The organism is Jannaschia faecimaris (assembly GCF_900107415.1).
Lineage (GTDB): Bacteria > Pseudomonadota > Alphaproteobacteria > Rhodobacterales > Rhodobacteraceae > Jannaschia > Jannaschia faecimaris.
Genome location: NZ_FNPX01000003.1, coordinates 159,928 through 174,525, shown reverse-complemented (window position 1 = coordinate 174,525; position 14,598 = coordinate 159,928). Strand labels below are relative to the sequence as shown.

Annotated in this window: 16 protein-coding genes; 10 read left to right on the top strand and 6 right to left on the bottom strand. The window is 65.1% G+C overall.

Features of this window, described 5'->3' with window-relative positions:
- Positions 1 to 627: 627 nt before the first annotated feature.
- The 5 genes from BLV27_RS05295 to rbfA all read right to left on the bottom strand — a co-directional run bounded on the left by BLV27_RS05295 (position 628) and on the right by rbfA (position 3,912).
- On the bottom strand, positions 628 to 1,149 hold the full coding sequence (locus tag BLV27_RS05295) for a DUF1643 domain-containing protein (RefSeq protein WP_092643512.1): 522 nt from the start codon (positions 1,147 to 1,149) through the stop codon (positions 628 to 630).
- Positions 1,150 to 1,191: 42 nt separating this feature from the next.
- Complete coding sequence (locus BLV27_RS05290) at positions 1,192 to 1,686, bottom strand: hypothetical protein (protein ID WP_092643509.1); 495 nt, start codon at positions 1,684 to 1,686, stop codon at positions 1,192 to 1,194.
- Between the two features lie 188 nt (positions 1,687 to 1,874).
- On the bottom strand, positions 1,875 to 2,774 hold the full coding sequence (gene truB / locus BLV27_RS05285) for a tRNA pseudouridine(55) synthase TruB (RefSeq protein ID WP_092643506.1): 900 nt from the start codon (positions 2,772 to 2,774) through the stop codon (positions 1,875 to 1,877).
- A gap of 2 nt (positions 2,775 to 2,776) precedes the next feature.
- Positions 2,777 to 3,490, bottom strand: coding sequence for a phosphodiester glycosidase family protein (locus BLV27_RS05280; protein ID WP_092643503.1), 714 nt, complete (start codon positions 3,488 to 3,490; stop codon positions 2,777 to 2,779).
- Positions 3,487 to 3,912 carry a 30S ribosome-binding factor RbfA gene (gene rbfA, locus BLV27_RS05275; RefSeq protein WP_092643500.1) on the bottom strand — a complete coding sequence of 142 codons (426 nt, stop codon included), beginning with the start codon at positions 3,910 to 3,912 and terminating at the stop codon, positions 3,487 to 3,489. The genes BLV27_RS05280 and rbfA overlap by 4 nt, the downstream gene beginning before the upstream one ends.
- A 112-nt stretch (positions 3,913 to 4,024) precedes the next feature.
- On the opposite strand from rbfA, the gene dapB reads away from it, so the two are divergent.
- Complete coding sequence (gene dapB / locus BLV27_RS05270; protein WP_092643497.1) at positions 4,025 to 4,846, top strand: 4-hydroxy-tetrahydrodipicolinate reductase; 822 nt, start codon at positions 4,025 to 4,027, stop codon at positions 4,844 to 4,846.
- Between the two features lie 42 nt (positions 4,847 to 4,888).
- On the top strand, positions 4,889 to 5,230 hold the full coding sequence (locus tag BLV27_RS05265; RefSeq protein WP_092643494.1) for a hypothetical protein: 342 nt from the start codon (positions 4,889 to 4,891) through the stop codon (positions 5,228 to 5,230).
- Positions 5,231 to 5,281: 51 nt separating this feature from the next.
- Here the strand turns inward: BLV27_RS05265 and BLV27_RS20190 are convergent, their stop codons facing one another.
- Positions 5,282 to 5,578, bottom strand: coding sequence for a DUF1674 domain-containing protein (locus BLV27_RS20190; RefSeq protein WP_425283644.1), 297 nt, complete (start codon positions 5,576 to 5,578; stop codon positions 5,282 to 5,284).
- Positions 5,579 to 5,644: 66 nt separating this feature from the next.
- Here BLV27_RS20190 and BLV27_RS05255 point away from each other — a divergent pair, with 66 nt between their 5' ends.
- From BLV27_RS05255 to BLV27_RS05220, 8 genes are all read left to right on the top strand, one after another.
- A complete protein-coding gene (locus BLV27_RS05255) occupies positions 5,645 to 6,925 on the top strand; it encodes an RsmB/NOP family class I SAM-dependent RNA methyltransferase (RefSeq protein ID WP_244504549.1) in 1,281 nt (426 codons plus the stop codon).
- A 9-nt stretch (positions 6,926 to 6,934) separates the two neighbouring features.
- On the top strand, positions 6,935 to 8,728 hold the full coding sequence (locus tag BLV27_RS05250) for a heparinase II/III family protein (RefSeq protein ID WP_244504548.1): 1,794 nt from the start codon (positions 6,935 to 6,937) through the stop codon (positions 8,726 to 8,728).
- A gap of 16 nt (positions 8,729 to 8,744) precedes the next feature.
- On the top strand, positions 8,745 to 10,319 hold the full coding sequence (gene purH, locus BLV27_RS05245; protein ID WP_092643491.1) for a bifunctional phosphoribosylaminoimidazolecarboxamide formyltransferase/IMP cyclohydrolase: 1,575 nt from the start codon (positions 8,745 to 8,747) through the stop codon (positions 10,317 to 10,319).
- Positions 10,319 to 10,795 (top strand): signal peptidase II, encoded by a 477-nt coding sequence (gene lspA, locus BLV27_RS05240; protein WP_092643488.1) that lies wholly within the window; start codon positions 10,319 to 10,321, stop codon positions 10,793 to 10,795. The genes purH and lspA overlap by 1 nt, the downstream gene beginning before the upstream one ends.
- A gap of 57 nt (positions 10,796 to 10,852) precedes the next feature.
- Positions 10,853 to 11,365, top strand: coding sequence for a DUF3035 domain-containing protein (locus BLV27_RS05235; RefSeq protein ID WP_092643485.1), 513 nt, complete (start codon positions 10,853 to 10,855; stop codon positions 11,363 to 11,365).
- A 7-nt stretch (positions 11,366 to 11,372) separates the two neighbouring features.
- A complete protein-coding gene (locus BLV27_RS05230) occupies positions 11,373 to 11,762 on the top strand; it encodes a Rid family hydrolase (protein ID WP_211605479.1) in 390 nt (129 codons plus the stop codon).
- Between the two features lie 104 nt (positions 11,763 to 11,866).
- Positions 11,867 to 13,255 carry a M16 family metallopeptidase gene (locus BLV27_RS05225; protein ID WP_425283643.1) on the top strand — a complete coding sequence of 463 codons (1,389 nt, stop codon included), beginning with the start codon at positions 11,867 to 11,869 and terminating at the stop codon, positions 13,253 to 13,255.
- Positions 13,252 to 14,568, top strand: a complete 1,317-nt coding sequence (locus tag BLV27_RS05220) for a M16 family metallopeptidase (RefSeq protein WP_092643482.1) — start codon at positions 13,252 to 13,254, stop codon at positions 14,566 to 14,568. The genes BLV27_RS05225 and BLV27_RS05220 overlap by 4 nt, the downstream gene beginning before the upstream one ends.
- The last annotated feature ends 30 nt before the right edge of the window (positions 14,569 to 14,598 follow it).

The following is a 14,598-nucleotide window of genomic DNA, read 5'->3' as shown; positions in this document are numbered from 1 at the left end:
CCGGCACGCCCTTCATCTTGGAAAGGCCGGATTGGGCACCGACCCGCGTGATCGTTTCCGCCGAAGTTTGCCAATCCGTGCCGGTCTACAGCTGGGTGCGGGCGACGAATGCGCATGTTGATTGATGAGCGCCCAGGACATGGCTCGATGACCGGAGTAGCGGCTTGCGCCAGCCGTTGACGCGATAAGGGCCGCGTCTTGGAACGGTCCGGGCCTGCAGCAATCCGTCGCCCTAGAAAATCGGACCGCTCAGGTGAAAAGCTCCACGAAAGAAGCTGTCTGCGCACGGCAGTTTCGGGACTCATCGGCCTCCGCCGGTTAGATTTTCCGAGTCGCCGCGAAAGGCGGCGATCAAGCGCGAATCGATGGCCGGCTCACGCCCTTGCCGTTACCCCGGCTTCTTCTGGCCCATCGAAAACGCTTTCATTATGGCGACGGCTTCGCAGACCACACGACAGCCCCAACGAGTCGTGAGCTCGTCATCGCCAGCTGATGCAGCTGCTGTTCTCTTGGCCTCGCAGCCAGGGCGCGGTGGCACACACGACCCCATGCAATCAGATCATGCGGTGCCTTTCCCACTTCTCGGGGCAACACTCGCGCGGTTGGCTGCGGGAATATTCTGTCTGATCAGACAGGCACAGACACCCAAGGCACGGGCTGAACTGCGTAGCCGATATAGAGTGGGTGCTTTGGGTGCCCATCCTTCGACAGGCCCAGCGTCGTCAGCGGCTTACCCGTCTGCCGCAGCAACGCCTCGACTTGGACTCCCCGGTTCAGGTGCGCCCCATGGGTTCCCCAGGCACAGACTACGGTATCGGCCCAGAGCGCCGCGTCCCGAATCGCCGCATCATTGGCCGTGCCCCCGACCGGGTCCGCCTGCGCGCGCATGTCGCGCGGATCAGTGGCACGCCAGGCGAAAATATTGGTGACGCGGAACGCGCCAAAGCCAAGTGCCCGTGCCCGGCGTTCGCAGCGTTCGACCGTGGGGTCATTCTGCTGTTCTGTCGCGGTTGAGGGGTTCAGCATGACGAAGGTCACCCGCCGGGCGGAGATATCCCACGTTCGCGTCAGGACGTAGCGATATTTCTCGTCTTCGGAATAGGTCGCAGTCGAGGGGGCATCGCCCTTGGTGTGGGTCCGGGTAATCATACAGCCGGTGTGCCAGCCCCGCGCGGGGGCTGGCAAGTGGCGTCACGTGCCGACAGGGGCCGCGGCACCCTGCGGCAGGCGGCGTTCGATCACGCCGACAGCGACATAGGCAAAGAGGATATGCCCCCAGAGCGCCACCCAGGTGATGCCCGTAAAACCGAGGAATGGCGGATTACCGGCCACCAGATGGGCCATGACGTAAAGCGCGAAGATCCATAGCCCAACACCATAGGCCACGGCGACCAAAGACCAATGCAGCCAAGGTGTAACACGGGCGGCGATCGGTCGGGCAATCAGGATATATCCCAATGGATAGGCGATCAGGCCCGTCAGGATGTGCAGCACGTCGGCGGCACCGGACGGTGCCCCGCCGAAGATAACCGTGAGCGCGGATTGTGCGAGCGGCACCGGGGCCAGCTTGGCAAAGCCCAGCAGGGGTGAGAGGCCTTTGCCGAAGAGATCGAAGGCGATCGTGGCCAAGGCACCGGCGATCAGTACAGTCCAGGCGAGATCTGGAAGCGAGCGGGTCGGGGTCATGGGTGTGTTCCTTGGGCTTTCGGTGCCTTCAGGTGGCCCGATGTTAACTTCACCAAGGTCTATCGCGACAGGACGTCACCGCGGTAGCCAGCCTCACGCAGTGGTGCATGTGCAAGGATGGGATCGCTAAGTTTCGTGATTGACTGTAACAATTGAGCGCAATAGGCGCGCGGCGCGCCACTAATGTTTCAGGTCTGGAACACTTTGGAAGGGTGAACCGCCCCCGCACGGTACGTTCCCACGGCCACGGCTTGGCCCTTGTGCGACGCCCAGCAGGCCTCCCCGTACTCTGCCCCCTGAAGGGCATCGCCTGGGTTTCCATGGCGCAGACGGCTGGCGGCGGCTTCTGACACCGCCACTTCGGTCAAACCGTCGAGGCCGAGCTCCAGCGGCAGCAGTCGGGCGTGCAAGTCGGGCGTTCGGGCCATCGCCTCGATCTGTTCCAGGGTGACGCCCTCGCTGGCCTCGAAGGGTCCGGCCCATGTGCGGCGCAGCCAAGCGACGTGACCAAGGCAACCCAGCGTACGGCCAAGATCGCGCGCGATTGCGCGGACGTAACCGCCCTTTCCGCAAACCATCTCCAGCTCGGCACCCTCTGCATCCTTTGACACGACCATCAGCCGGTCGACGAACAACGGGCGCGCGGCCAGATCCATCTCGACCCCTTCACGGGCGAGGTCATAGGCCCGCTCTCCTTCGACCTTCACGGCAGAAACCTGCGGCGGAATCTGCTGAATGTCGCCCCGGAACGCAGGCAAAGCGGTTTCCAGCGCCACGGCATCCGGGCGCGCATCCGAGGTCCGCGTGATCTCGCCCGATGCATCGTCGGTCGAGGTCTCCGCCCCCCAGGTCACGCGGAAATGGTAGCATTTGAGCGCATCGGTGATGAAGGGCACGGTCTTCGTCGCCTCGCCCAATGCAACGGCCAGAACTCCGGTCGCGTCCGGATCGAGCGTGCCGGCATGTCCGGCCTTTTGCGCGTCCAGCGCCCAACGAACCTTGCCCACGACCTGCGTGGAGGTGACGCCGGCAGGTTTGTCCACCACCATCCAGCCATGAACCGGATTGCCCTTCTTGCGTCGACCCATCTTCAGCGCTCCGTCACGACGATCATCGGGCCCATCTGCCGGCCGCCGTCGCTGCGTCCGGTTGAGGGGTCATGCAGCCGGGACACCGAGCCGTCGAGAAACAACGCGTCCCGCAAGCCTAACACGTCGCGATAGAACGTTGCCAGTTCGTGAAACGTCACGGGCTCATCGGAAATCACGAAGTGTACGGTACTGCCTCCGGGTGTAGCCCCCACGCCGTTGCGAAGCTTGCGCGAAGCCGAATTGGACAGGAACCGGGGGTGCAACTCCCCGTCGATGACCAGCATCGGCCCTGATTGCGTCGCCTGGGTGCAGGCGGGTGGGTCGGCGGCAAAGGCGCGGGATTCGATGACGTCTGCACGGCCCTCGCGCACGCAGAATACGCCGTTTGGCAAAAGACCGAAATTGCCCGGACCCTCACGGGTCACGATGTTCTTGCTGCGGACTCCGTCTTCGATATAAAGGCCGACCGGTCGGCGATCAGGATGGTACATCCCACCGTTCATGGCGAAGACGATGGGCGCATCAGTTTGCTGCTCCAACGTGGCAAAACTGCCCAGCGGTAACCCATCATCGCCCAACAGCCGCATCTCGATGGTCTGGATCGCAAGGTCGGCGGTGCAAACAGTAAAGGCGCGCCCACGGTGATCGACTTGCTGGCAAGCAGCCGCAAAACCCGTGGTTAGGGCCAATATCAGAGCCGCCAGCCGGATCATTCCCCGCCGTTCCCTTCCGTGTCGTCGTCGGGGGCGGCAATGTCGCGGGCCACTCTTTCATCGGCGAACAGTGCACGGGCGGCGTCCATCCGGTCGAACGTCTCGTCGATCCGGAACCGCAGGTCGGGCGAATGGCGCAGGGTCATGTCCTTGCCGGTCAGATGGCGCAGTTGCCCCTTGCAGCGCTTGAGAGCCGCAATCGCCTCCTCCTTCTTGTCGCCGCCTAAGGGCAGCACCCAGGCCGTCGCGATTTTCAGGTCGGCGCTGACGGTCACCTCGTTCACGGTGATCATCAGGCTGTTGAGTTCCTCATCGTGGACCTCGCCCCGCATCAGGATTTCAGACAGCTTACGCCGGATCAATTCACCCACGCGCAACTGACGCTGCGACGGGCCGCGGGGGTCTTGGTTGGATCGTGCCATGGGATACGCCTCCTGAGGGGGTGGCAGATATTTGCGCCATCGCCCGAGTGCAAGCGTTGCATGGGCGGCGCGGTTCCCGCAAACCGGCACCACAAGAATAGGAGCGGACGCGATGCAGGACGAGGAGCAAGCCGCGCGGCTGGTGGTGATGGGCGGGTCGGGACGCATGGGCCGGATGCTGTGCTCGGTGATCGAAGCATCCGACGCGATGCGGCTGGTCGCGGTGACCGAGGCACCGGGTCACGACTGGGCGGGGCAGGACTTCGGCTCGGCCACGGGTGGCGCGCCGAGCGGCGTGCCCGTGACGGACGATGCCGCGACCGCGCTGCGCGGCGCGGATGCCGTGATCGACTTCACCACCCCAAGTGCCACCGTCGCGATGGCGAAGCTCTGCGCCGAGGCCGGGTGCGCCCATGTTATTGGCACCACCGGCCTGACGTCAGAGGACATCGCGCAGATCGACGCCTGCGCCGCGAAGACTGCAATCGTGCGGGCCGGGAACATGTCACTGGGCGTCAACCTGCTGACGCAGCTGGTGCAACAGGTCGCCGCCAGTCTGGACGCGGATTACGACATCGAGATCGTGGAGTCGCACCACCGCCACAAAGTCGATGCCCCGTCCGGCACGGCGCTGATGCTGGGTCAGGCCGCAGCTGCCGGGCGCGGTGTAGCACTGGACGCCGTGGCCGACCGGGGCCGTGATGGCATCACCGGGGCGCGGGCCCGCGGAGCAATCGGGTTCAGCGCGATCCGCGGTGGTGACGTTATCGGGGACCACGATGTGATGTTCATGGCCGATGGCGAGCGTCTGACCCTCCGCCACCAGGCGTCGGATCGCAGCGTCTTCGCGCGGGGCGCGCTCAAGGCCGCGATCTGGGCGAAAGGTCGCGCGCCGGGGGCCTATGACATGCTGGACGTACTGGGCCTGCGCTGATGGCGCACTAAGTTCGCAATGGAATAGCTGAAGAGGTTTCCGATGCGCGCCCTGCTGACTGCCGCCCTGCTCCTGCCCACGACCGCCGCCGCGTTTCAACCGGTGACGGACCGAGATACCTTCGTTGCCATCGTTGAGGGCAAGCGCCTGACCGGCGATGGTGTGGGCCTGATCGTCAGCAACGATGGCGCGATCACGGGACGCGGTTTCGGCTTCAAGGTGAGCGGCGATTGGGAGTGGCAGGGGCGATATTTCTGCCGGACGCTGACCTCCATGATCCGGGACTTTCCGCGCAACTGTCAGACGGTCGCCGTGCAGGGCGACGTCGTGCGATTCCAGGCGGATCAAGGTACCGGGGACGTAGCCGATCTAACCCTGCGTTGACGCCCGTTTCCGGCGATCTCGGTTGAATATTTCCTGAGCAGAGAAGCCACGTCAAAAATCGATGGCGAGGCCTTTGAGTTCCCAATCGCCGTACCGCACCGGCTCGGGCCCTGAACGACCGCCCAGTTCCACGGGCAGGTTCAGTTCAGCCTGCTTGCGAGCTTCGGCTTCCTCTAGCGCGCGGCGCGCGACGTCGGGAAGCGCGGCACGGCGCGCGGCCTCCGCTTCGGCATCCAGTGGCGTCAGGTCGATGCCACGGTCGCGCGGGGTGGTCGGGCAGGCCGGCGCGTCATCGGCGGCCTGCGGAATGGCGTCGGGGTCGACGGACATGCGCTGTGGTTCGGTCATCTCGCTCTCCTTGCCGGGAACTACGTTTGGATATACGCCCCGGGGCTTCATCTGCAAGGACAACCCATGTCGCACGCCGCCGCACCCAAACGCGAGATGCCCGAAAGCCTGGCCGCCCGGATGGGTGCGATCCGCCTGCTGGCGCATGTGCTGCGTGACGGACGCATGCTGGGCGACGGGGCAAGCGGGCTGACCGGCCCAGCAGCGGCGCGGGCGCTCAGGTTGGCCGGGCTGGTGCTGCGCCATATGGGGCAGGCTGACGAGATGATGCGCGCCCACATGGACCGGCAGCCGGCCGCGAAGGTGCGCGATATCCTGCGCCTTGCACTGGTCGAGGTGTTCGTGGACGGGGCGGCACAGCACGGCGTGGTCAACGATGCCGTCGCCATGGCGCGGATGTCGCCGCGTACCGTCAAGCAGTCGGGGCTGGTCAATGCCGTGTTGCGCAAGATGGTCGATGACCGGAGCGCATGGGATGCGCTTCCGGCACCCGCGATGCCCGGCTGGCTGCGCAAGCCCGTCGCGAAGATGTGGGGGCAGGACAGGCTGGCAGCGATCGAGGCGGCGCATCTGGCCGGTGCCCCGCTTGACCTGACGCCGCAGCGCCCGGTCGAAATCGAGGGCGCGGTCGTCTTGCCGACCGGATCTCTGCGGTTGGCTGGCGGTCAGGTGTCGCTGCTCCCCGGGTTCGAAACAGGGGACTGGTGGGTACAGGACGCCGCCGCCGCGATGCCTGCGCGTCTGCTGGGCGATGTTACCGGCATGCGTGTGCTGGACCTCTGCGCGGCCCCCGGCGGGAAGACGATGCAACTGGCGGCGGCGGGCGCGCAGGTGACAGCGCTGGACGTGTCACCCAAGCGGATGCGGCGGGTCTTTCAGAACCTTGAGCGGACAGGGTTGCAGGCCGACGTGCTTGAAGCCGATGCGCTCAAGTGGTCGCCGGAGGAGCCCTTCGACGCCGTTCTGCTGGACGCGCCCTGCACCGCGACGGGTACGATTCGCCGACACCCCGACCTGCCGCACCTGCGGGAGTCGCGGGACGTGGAGGCACTCACCAAGCTGCAGTACCAATTGCTGGACCGGGCGCTTGGCTTCGTCAAACCCGGTGGGCGCGTGGTCTACTGCACCTGTTCCCTGCTGCCGGTCGAAGGGGAAAACCAGATTGACGCAGCGCTCAAGCGCCATCCCGGGCTGACGCTTGAGCCGGCGGACCCAGTCACCCTGGGCCTGCCGGCAGAGGCCGCCGTGGCGCAGGGCCTGCGTCTCTTGCCCGACCTCTGGCCCGAGCGGGGCGGCATGGACGGATTTTTCATGTCGGTTCTGAAACGGCCCGAGACATCCGCATGATCCGCCCGCGTGACAGATCGCGCCTCGCGGCGTAACCTGCACTTCGAAGGGCCGGAACAGGTCCGCAGCCGGGCACACGAAATGAGCGGTCAGAGTTTTTCAGACAGGGTACACACGCGATGGCGCATGGCCAGGTCGCGCCCACGTCGCGGACCGCGTACGCTGGTCTGGCAACCCGAGCCACGCGGCACGGGATCTGTCCGCAAGGGGCAACAGATGTTGTCGGGCTTGTGGCACATGGCCGGGCAACTGGTCGAGGCACCAGGCAAGACGCCTTGGCAACTGGAGGCCCCGTCGACCCCATTCGAGATGCAATTGCACGGACAAGGCTGGCTGGATGACATCATGGCCTCTGGTGGCCGCAAAGCCCGCACGACCGCGCAGCTCTGGGTGCTGGACTGGGCGAAACGCTTTGGCGGCGGCAAGGGGCCGGGCTGGGATGCCGCGCTGACCGGTCGGCGGCTTCTACGCCAGATCAGCCATGCTCCGACGCTTCTGTCGGGCATGGAAGCGCGCGATCAAGCCACGTATTTCGACCTTCTTTACCGGCAGGCGGCCTACCTCAGCGCAGAATGGACAGAGGCCCCTGCGGGGCTGGCCCGGATGGAGGCGCTGACCGGACTGCTCTACGCCGGGCTGACGCTGGAAGGGATGGCCGAGGTAACCCCGACGGCGACCCTCGCACTGACCAAGGCGGCCCGGGAGGACATTTTGCCGGACGGCGGTATCGCCTCGCGCAATCCCGAGGCCCTTCTGGAGATGGCGATGCTGCTGGGGTGGGCGATCGACGCGCTTCGCGCGAAGGACACGCCGCCCGACGATTTGCTGGCGGCGCAGGCGCGCATGGTGCCGACCCTGCGGGCGTTGCGCCATGCCAACGGCGAGTTGGCGCGATTCCATGGCGGCGGCAAGGGGCGACCCGGTCGGCTTGACCGCGTCCTGGCCACCTCCGGCATCCGGGAACGCAACAACAGCGGGCTGGCAATGGGCTATGCCCCCGTCGCGCACGGCAGGACCACGCTGATCGCCGATGCGCAGGCCCCTGCGACCGGGGCGGCCAGCGGATCCGCCCACGCCTCAACCCTGGCGTTCGAATTGACGTCGGGCAATTGCCCGGTGGTCGCGAACTGCGGCCCCGGCGGGGCCTTCGGTCCAGACTGGCACCGGGCCAGCCGCGCCACGGCATCCCATTCCACTTTGGAGGTGACCGGCTGGTCAACGGCCCGGGTCGGCCCCCTGCTGACGGTGGGCAAGCGGCAGATCGCCCCGATGATCCTGCCGCCCAAGAACGTGCAATGGCAACGCAGCGACTCACGCCGGGCATCCACGCTTGTTTTGTCCCATGACGGCTACCGCGAGACGCACGGGCTGACCCATCTGCGGCGCCTGGTCCTGTCGACCGACGGTCGCAAGCTCGAAGGTGAGGATTCGCTGCGCGCGATGAGCAACGCCGACAAGGACCGGCTGGACGACACGCGCCACGACATGGGCCCGCACGGTTTGCCCTTCGCGATCCGGTTTCACCTGCATCCCGATACGGACGCGGAGATCGACATGGGTGGTCGCGCCGCCTCTCTGGCCTTGCCATCGGGCGAAATCTGGGTGTTTCGCCCCCTCGGCAACCTGAAACTGACGCTGGAGCCATCGGTACACCTTGAGTCGGGGCGCCTGAAGCCGCGTCCCGCGCAACAGGTGGTTTTATCCGACGCCCTTGTGTCCTATGCCGCGACCATCGACTGGACCCTGACTCGCGCTCAGGAGGCGACGGACTCTTCGCCCTCCCGCGCCGAAGATGGACTTTGACCATAGGAAGACCGCAATGACGTCTGTTCCGCTTAAACGCGCCCTGATCTCCGTCTCGGACAAGGAGGGGCTGATCGGGTTGGGTCAGGCGCTTGCCGCCCGCGGGGTCGAGATTCTCTCAACGGGCGGATCTGCCCGGGCACTGCGGGATGCGGGCTTGACGGTGAAAGACGTGGCCGAGGTGACCGGCTTCCCCGAAATGATGGACGGACGGGTCAAGACGCTGCACCCGAAGGTGCACGGCGGATTGTTGGCCCTGCGCGACAACCCCGACCACGCGAAGGCCATGAAGGAGCACGAGATCGGCGGCATCGACCTGCTGGTGGTGAACCTTTACCCGTTCGAGGCCACGGTTGCGTCCGGCGCGGACGAGGCCACCTGCATCGAGAACATCGACATCGGCGGCCCCGCCATGATTCGGGCAGGTGCCAAGAACCAGGCTTTCACCTGCGTGGTGACCGACCCCGAGGATTACGACGCCCTGCTGACCGAACTGGACGCCAACGACGGGGCCACGACCTTGCCCTTCCGCCAGCGGCAGTCGGCCATCGCTTATGGCCGCACAGCCGCCTATGATGCCGCCGTCGCCACCTGGATGGCCCGGTTCGAGGAGACGCCGCGCCGCATCGCCGCCGCCGGCACCCTTACGCAGACGCTGCGCTACGGGGAAAACCCGCACCAGTCGGCCGCATTCTATACCGACGGCAGCGCGCGCCCCGGCGTGGCCACAGCCAAGCAGCACCAGGGCAAGGAGCTGAGCTACAACAACATCAACGACACCGATGCGGCAGTGGAATTAGTCGCGGAATTCGGTGACCGTCCCGCCGTCGCCATTATCAAGCACGCCAATCCCTGCGGCGTCGCCACCGGCGAGACGCTGGCGCAGGCCTATCAGCGGGCCTTCGACTGCGACCGCACCTCGGCCTTCGGCGGGATTGTGGCGCTCAACGGTACTCTGGACGCGGAGACGGCGGAGCTGATGGCCGGCATCTTCACCGAAGTCGTCATCGCACCCGATGCCACCGACGACGCAAAGGCCATCTTCGCGGAGAAAAAGAACCTGCGCCTGCTGACCACCGGGACACTGCCCGACCCCCGAACCGCGATTCGCGCCATGAAGCAGGTCGCAGGCGGCTGGCTTGTTCAGGACAAGGACACAGGCTTCATCAGCCCCGATCAACTCAGGGTCGTCACCAATGTGGCACCCACGGATGCGCAGATGCGTGATCTGATGTTCGCCTGGACCGTGGCCAAGCACGTGAAATCCAACGCAATCATCTATGCCCGGGACGGCGCGACCGTAGGCGTCGGCGCGGGCCAGATGAGCCGCCTCGACAGCTCCCGGATCGCCGCAAGAAAGGCGCTCGACGTGGCCGAGGTTCTGGGGCTGGGGCAATCGGCGGCGGTTGGTTCGGTCGTGGCCTCGGATGCGTTCTTCCCCTTTGCCGACGGCCTGCTGGCCGCGGCCGAAGCCGGGGCCACGGCGGTGATCCAACCGGGCGGATCGATGCGCGACGACGACGTCATCAAGGCGGCGGACGACGCGGGTCTGGCCATGGTCTTCACCGGCATGCGGCACTTCCGTCACTGATGCGGAACTTGTGGATCTCTGCGCTGGCCGCTTTCGGCATCGACCAGCTTTCAAAGGTGCTGATCGTTCACCTGATGGACCTTCAGACGGTCGGAGTGATCGAAGTCTTGCCGCCCTACCTGGTTTTCATCATGGGCTGGAACGACGGGATCAATTTCGGCCTTCTCTCGGGGGCGGGCGCGCGCTGGCTGCTGATCTCGGTGGCCGTGGTCGTCAGTATCTTCCTTGTCCGCTGGGCGCGGGCCTTCACGCGGCCCGTGGCCTTCGTCTGTGCCGGTTTCGTCGTCGGCGGGGCGCTGGCCAATGCGCTGGACCGGGTAATCTATGGGGCGGTGGCGGATTTTCTGAACATGTCCTGCTGCGGCATCCACAACCCCTATGCGTTCAACCTGGCCGACGTTTTCATCTTCCTTGGCGCGGTCGGCCTGATCCTGTTCGCAGAGGAAGGGAAAGATAAGGCCGCAAAGACCCCGTGACGAAGACCGCCCCTTGGGGTAGGAACAAGCAACACGCAGAATAAGGGGGCGTTTGGGATGTTCGGACGGCTGGCATTGGTGGGAACTCTGGTCGCGACACTTGCCGCGTGTGAACGCGAGGACCCGACGCTGTTCAACATCCGCAAGCAGGACCGCTCGCCGGATGAATTCTCGATCCTGCCGACAGCCCCTTTGCAGACGCCCCCAGACTTGGCCGCGCTGCCCACACCCACGCCGGGCGGGGTCAACCGCGTCGATCGCGCACCTCAGTCCGAGGCCGTCGCGGCCCTGGGCGGGAACATCGAACGCGGGAGCGGGGCCGACCGCGGTCTACTCGCCAGTGTGCAACGCTACGGCGTGACCCCTGGTATCCGTGGCCAGCTGGCGGCCGAAGACCTGGACTTCCGCCGCGCCAACGACGCGCGGTTGCTGGAGCGCGTGTTCAACGTATCCACCTATTTCAAGGCGTATCGCAGTCAGGCGCTCGACCAATACGCGGAACTTTACCGCTTGCGGAACCTCGGCGTGCGCACGGTTGCGGCTCCGCCTGACCCCGCGACCACGGAATGACCCGTCCGTGACGATTGACGCCGGGGGCCGCACGCGCATTCGTTCGGGCTATGCCTTTGAGGATGAGTACGGATATTCCCGCGCGGTTCGGATGGGGGGCCATGTCTGGGTCTCGGGGACGACGGCGCGGGGCGATGATTTGTCGCTGGAGACCAAGGCGCAATTCGCCGCTTGCCTACGGATGGTCGAGGATGCTTTGAAGGAAGCCGGAGCTGGGTTCGATGACGTAGTCCGCTCCACCGTCTATCTGATAGATATGGACGACGCGGACGCGGTCAAACCCCTTCATCGCAAGGCCTTTCAGGTGGCCTTACCCGCCAGCACCATCGTTCAGGTTACTCGCCTCTCGCCCTCGACGGCCCGTGTCGAAATCGAAGTGACGGCTTTTGTTGGGTGACGGCCCCCGAAAGTAGGTCACGGGCGCGTCATCTGCCTTTGACTCCTGCCCCGCATCGCATACCTGAGGGGAGAGTTATTTTCTGACGCCCGAAGGAGACGCTCTTGCGCATTCGCACTCTTGTCGCCGCTGCCACCCTGCCGCTGGTCCTTGCCAGCCAGGCTCCGGCCCAGGCCATCGACGACACGGTTACCACCTTCACCTTGCCCAACGGCATGGATGCCATCGTGATCGAAGATCATCGCGCACCGGTCGTGGTGCACATGGTCTGGTACAACGTCGGGTCCGCCGACGAACCGGCCGGCAAATCAGGTATCGCGCATTTCCTGGAACACCTGATGTTCAAGGGCACGGACGAGCTGGCACCGGGCGAATTCAGCCAGACCGTTTCGGCGCAGGGCGGATCCGACAATGCCTTCACGTCAAACGACTATACCGGATATTTTCAGCGTGTCGCCGCTGATCGTCTGGAATTAATGATGAAGATGGAGGCCGACCGGATGCGCGATCTGGTCCTGGATGACGAGGACATGCTGACCGAACGCGATGTCGTGCTGGAAGAGCGGGCGCAACGCACTGACTCCAACCCCGGTGCCCTGTTCGGCGAGATGCGCAACGCGACGCAGTACATGAATCATCCGTACGGTGTCCCGATTATCGGCTGGAAGCACGAGGCCGAGAAGCTGACGCTTCAGGACGCGCTCGATTTCTATCGCACCTATTATGCCCCCAACAACGCCACTCTGATCGTGGCAGGCGATGTGGACCCCGCCGAGGTGGAGTCGCTGGCGCTGAAACATTATGGCCCCGTCGAACCGACCCCAGGGCTGACCGAACGCGCGCGTCCGTCCGAGCCGCCGCAATTGGCCGCGCGCCGCCTGACATTCGAAGATGAGCGCGTTTCCAACCCCTATGTCATGCGGACCTATCTTGCCCCCGAACGGGATGCGGGCAATCAGACCGACGCCGCAGCCCTGACCGTCCTTGCCGAGATCCTCGGCGGCTCCTCCGCCACGTCGATGCTGGGTCGGACGCTGGAACAGGAAGAGGGCGTGGCGCTGTACACGGCGGCATTCTACTCCGGCACGCGCTATGACGATACGCAGTTTTCCGTACTGGTCATGCCGACGCCCGACCGGACGCTGGAGCAGGCCGAGGCAGACATGGACCGGATAATCGCCCGTATCATCGAGGACGGGATCAATCCGGCGCAACTGGACCGGGTCCGGACTCAGCTGCAGGCCGCTACCATCTACGAACGCGACAGCCTGCAGGGCCGCGCCCGTGAATTCGGAACCGCCGTAACCAGTGGTCTGACCGTGCAGGACGTTCTGGACTGGCCCGACATTCTCGCTGCTGTCACCGAAGACGATATCGTGGCAGCCGCAAAGCAGGTGTTCGACATGAAGAAATCCGTGACCGGATACCTGACCAAGCCCGCTTCGGAGGACGCCGTCGTGACGCCCGCAGCCGTGACGGAGGCCGACCAATGACCCCGCGCATCCTGGGAGCGATCATCGCCCTGAGCCTGCCAATGCCCGCGCTTGCAGCTGTTGAAATCAAGGAAATCACCACGCCCGGCGGGATTGAGGTCTGGCTGGTCGAGGAACATTCCATTCCCTTCACCGCCATCGAGCTGCAATTCGAGGGCGGTGCCAATGAAGACAAGCCCGAAGCCCGCGGTGCAACCTACCTGATGACGGGCCTGCTCGAAGAGGGGGCAGGAGACATGGATGCCCGTGCCTTTGCCGAGGCAGAGGAAACTCTGGCAGCGCGGACCAGCTTCAACGCCGCGAACGACAGCGTGACGATCGGTCTGAGCTTCCTGACCGAAAACCGCGATGCCAGCATCGACCTTATGCGCGCCGCCCTTACAAACCCGCGATTCGATGCAGACGCCGTCGAACGGGTCCGCGAACAAGTACTGGCCGGTCTGGCCGGCGACGCGCGCGATCCAAACGAAATCGCCGCACGAACCTTCAGCGCAATGAGCTTTCCCAGCCATCCCTATGGCTCGGCGATGAAGGGCACGCCCGAGACGGTCGCCGCCCTGTCCATTGCGGACCTGCGTGAAGCGCATGCCCGCGCTCTGACCCGCGACCGGGTAAAGGTGGGCGTAACCGGCGACATCACCGCCGAGGAGCTTGCCCCGCTGCTGGATCGGTTGCTGGGCGACCTTCCCGAGAGCGATGCTGCCGATGTGCCCGCCATTACTACCGTTCTCGGCGGCGGCGTGACCGTGGTCGACTTTCCGTCGCCGCAGTCGGTCGTCCTGTTCGGCCAGGAGGGCATCGCCTTCGAAGATCCGGACTACTTCGCGGCCTTCATCCTGAATCACATATTGGGCGGAAGCGGCTTCCAGAGCCGTCTGATGACCGAGGTCCGGGAAAAGCGCGGCCTGACCTATGGCATCGGCACTTATCTCGCCCCGCGCGACAAGGCGGAGCAATTGCTTGGCCAGTTCTCGTCCTCCAATGACAAGGCGGCCGAGGCAATCGAGATCGTCCGCGACGAGTGGGCCCGGATCTCCAGCGAAGGCGTGACCGCCGAGGAACTGGACGCCGCCAAAACATACCTGACGGGAGCTTATCCGCTGCGTTTCGACGGCAATTCACGCATTGCCGGTATCTTGACGGGGATGCAGTCAATCGGCCTTCCGGTCGATTACATTCCGACCCGGAACGACCGGATAGAGGCTGTGACACTGGACGATATAAGTCGGGTGGCCGCGCGTTTGCTTGATCCGGCGAAGTTGCACTTCGTGGTCGTGGGACAGCCTGAAGGCCTCGAATCCGGCAGCTTCTGAGCTTTCCGAATCTGCTGCGCCCGTGCTATC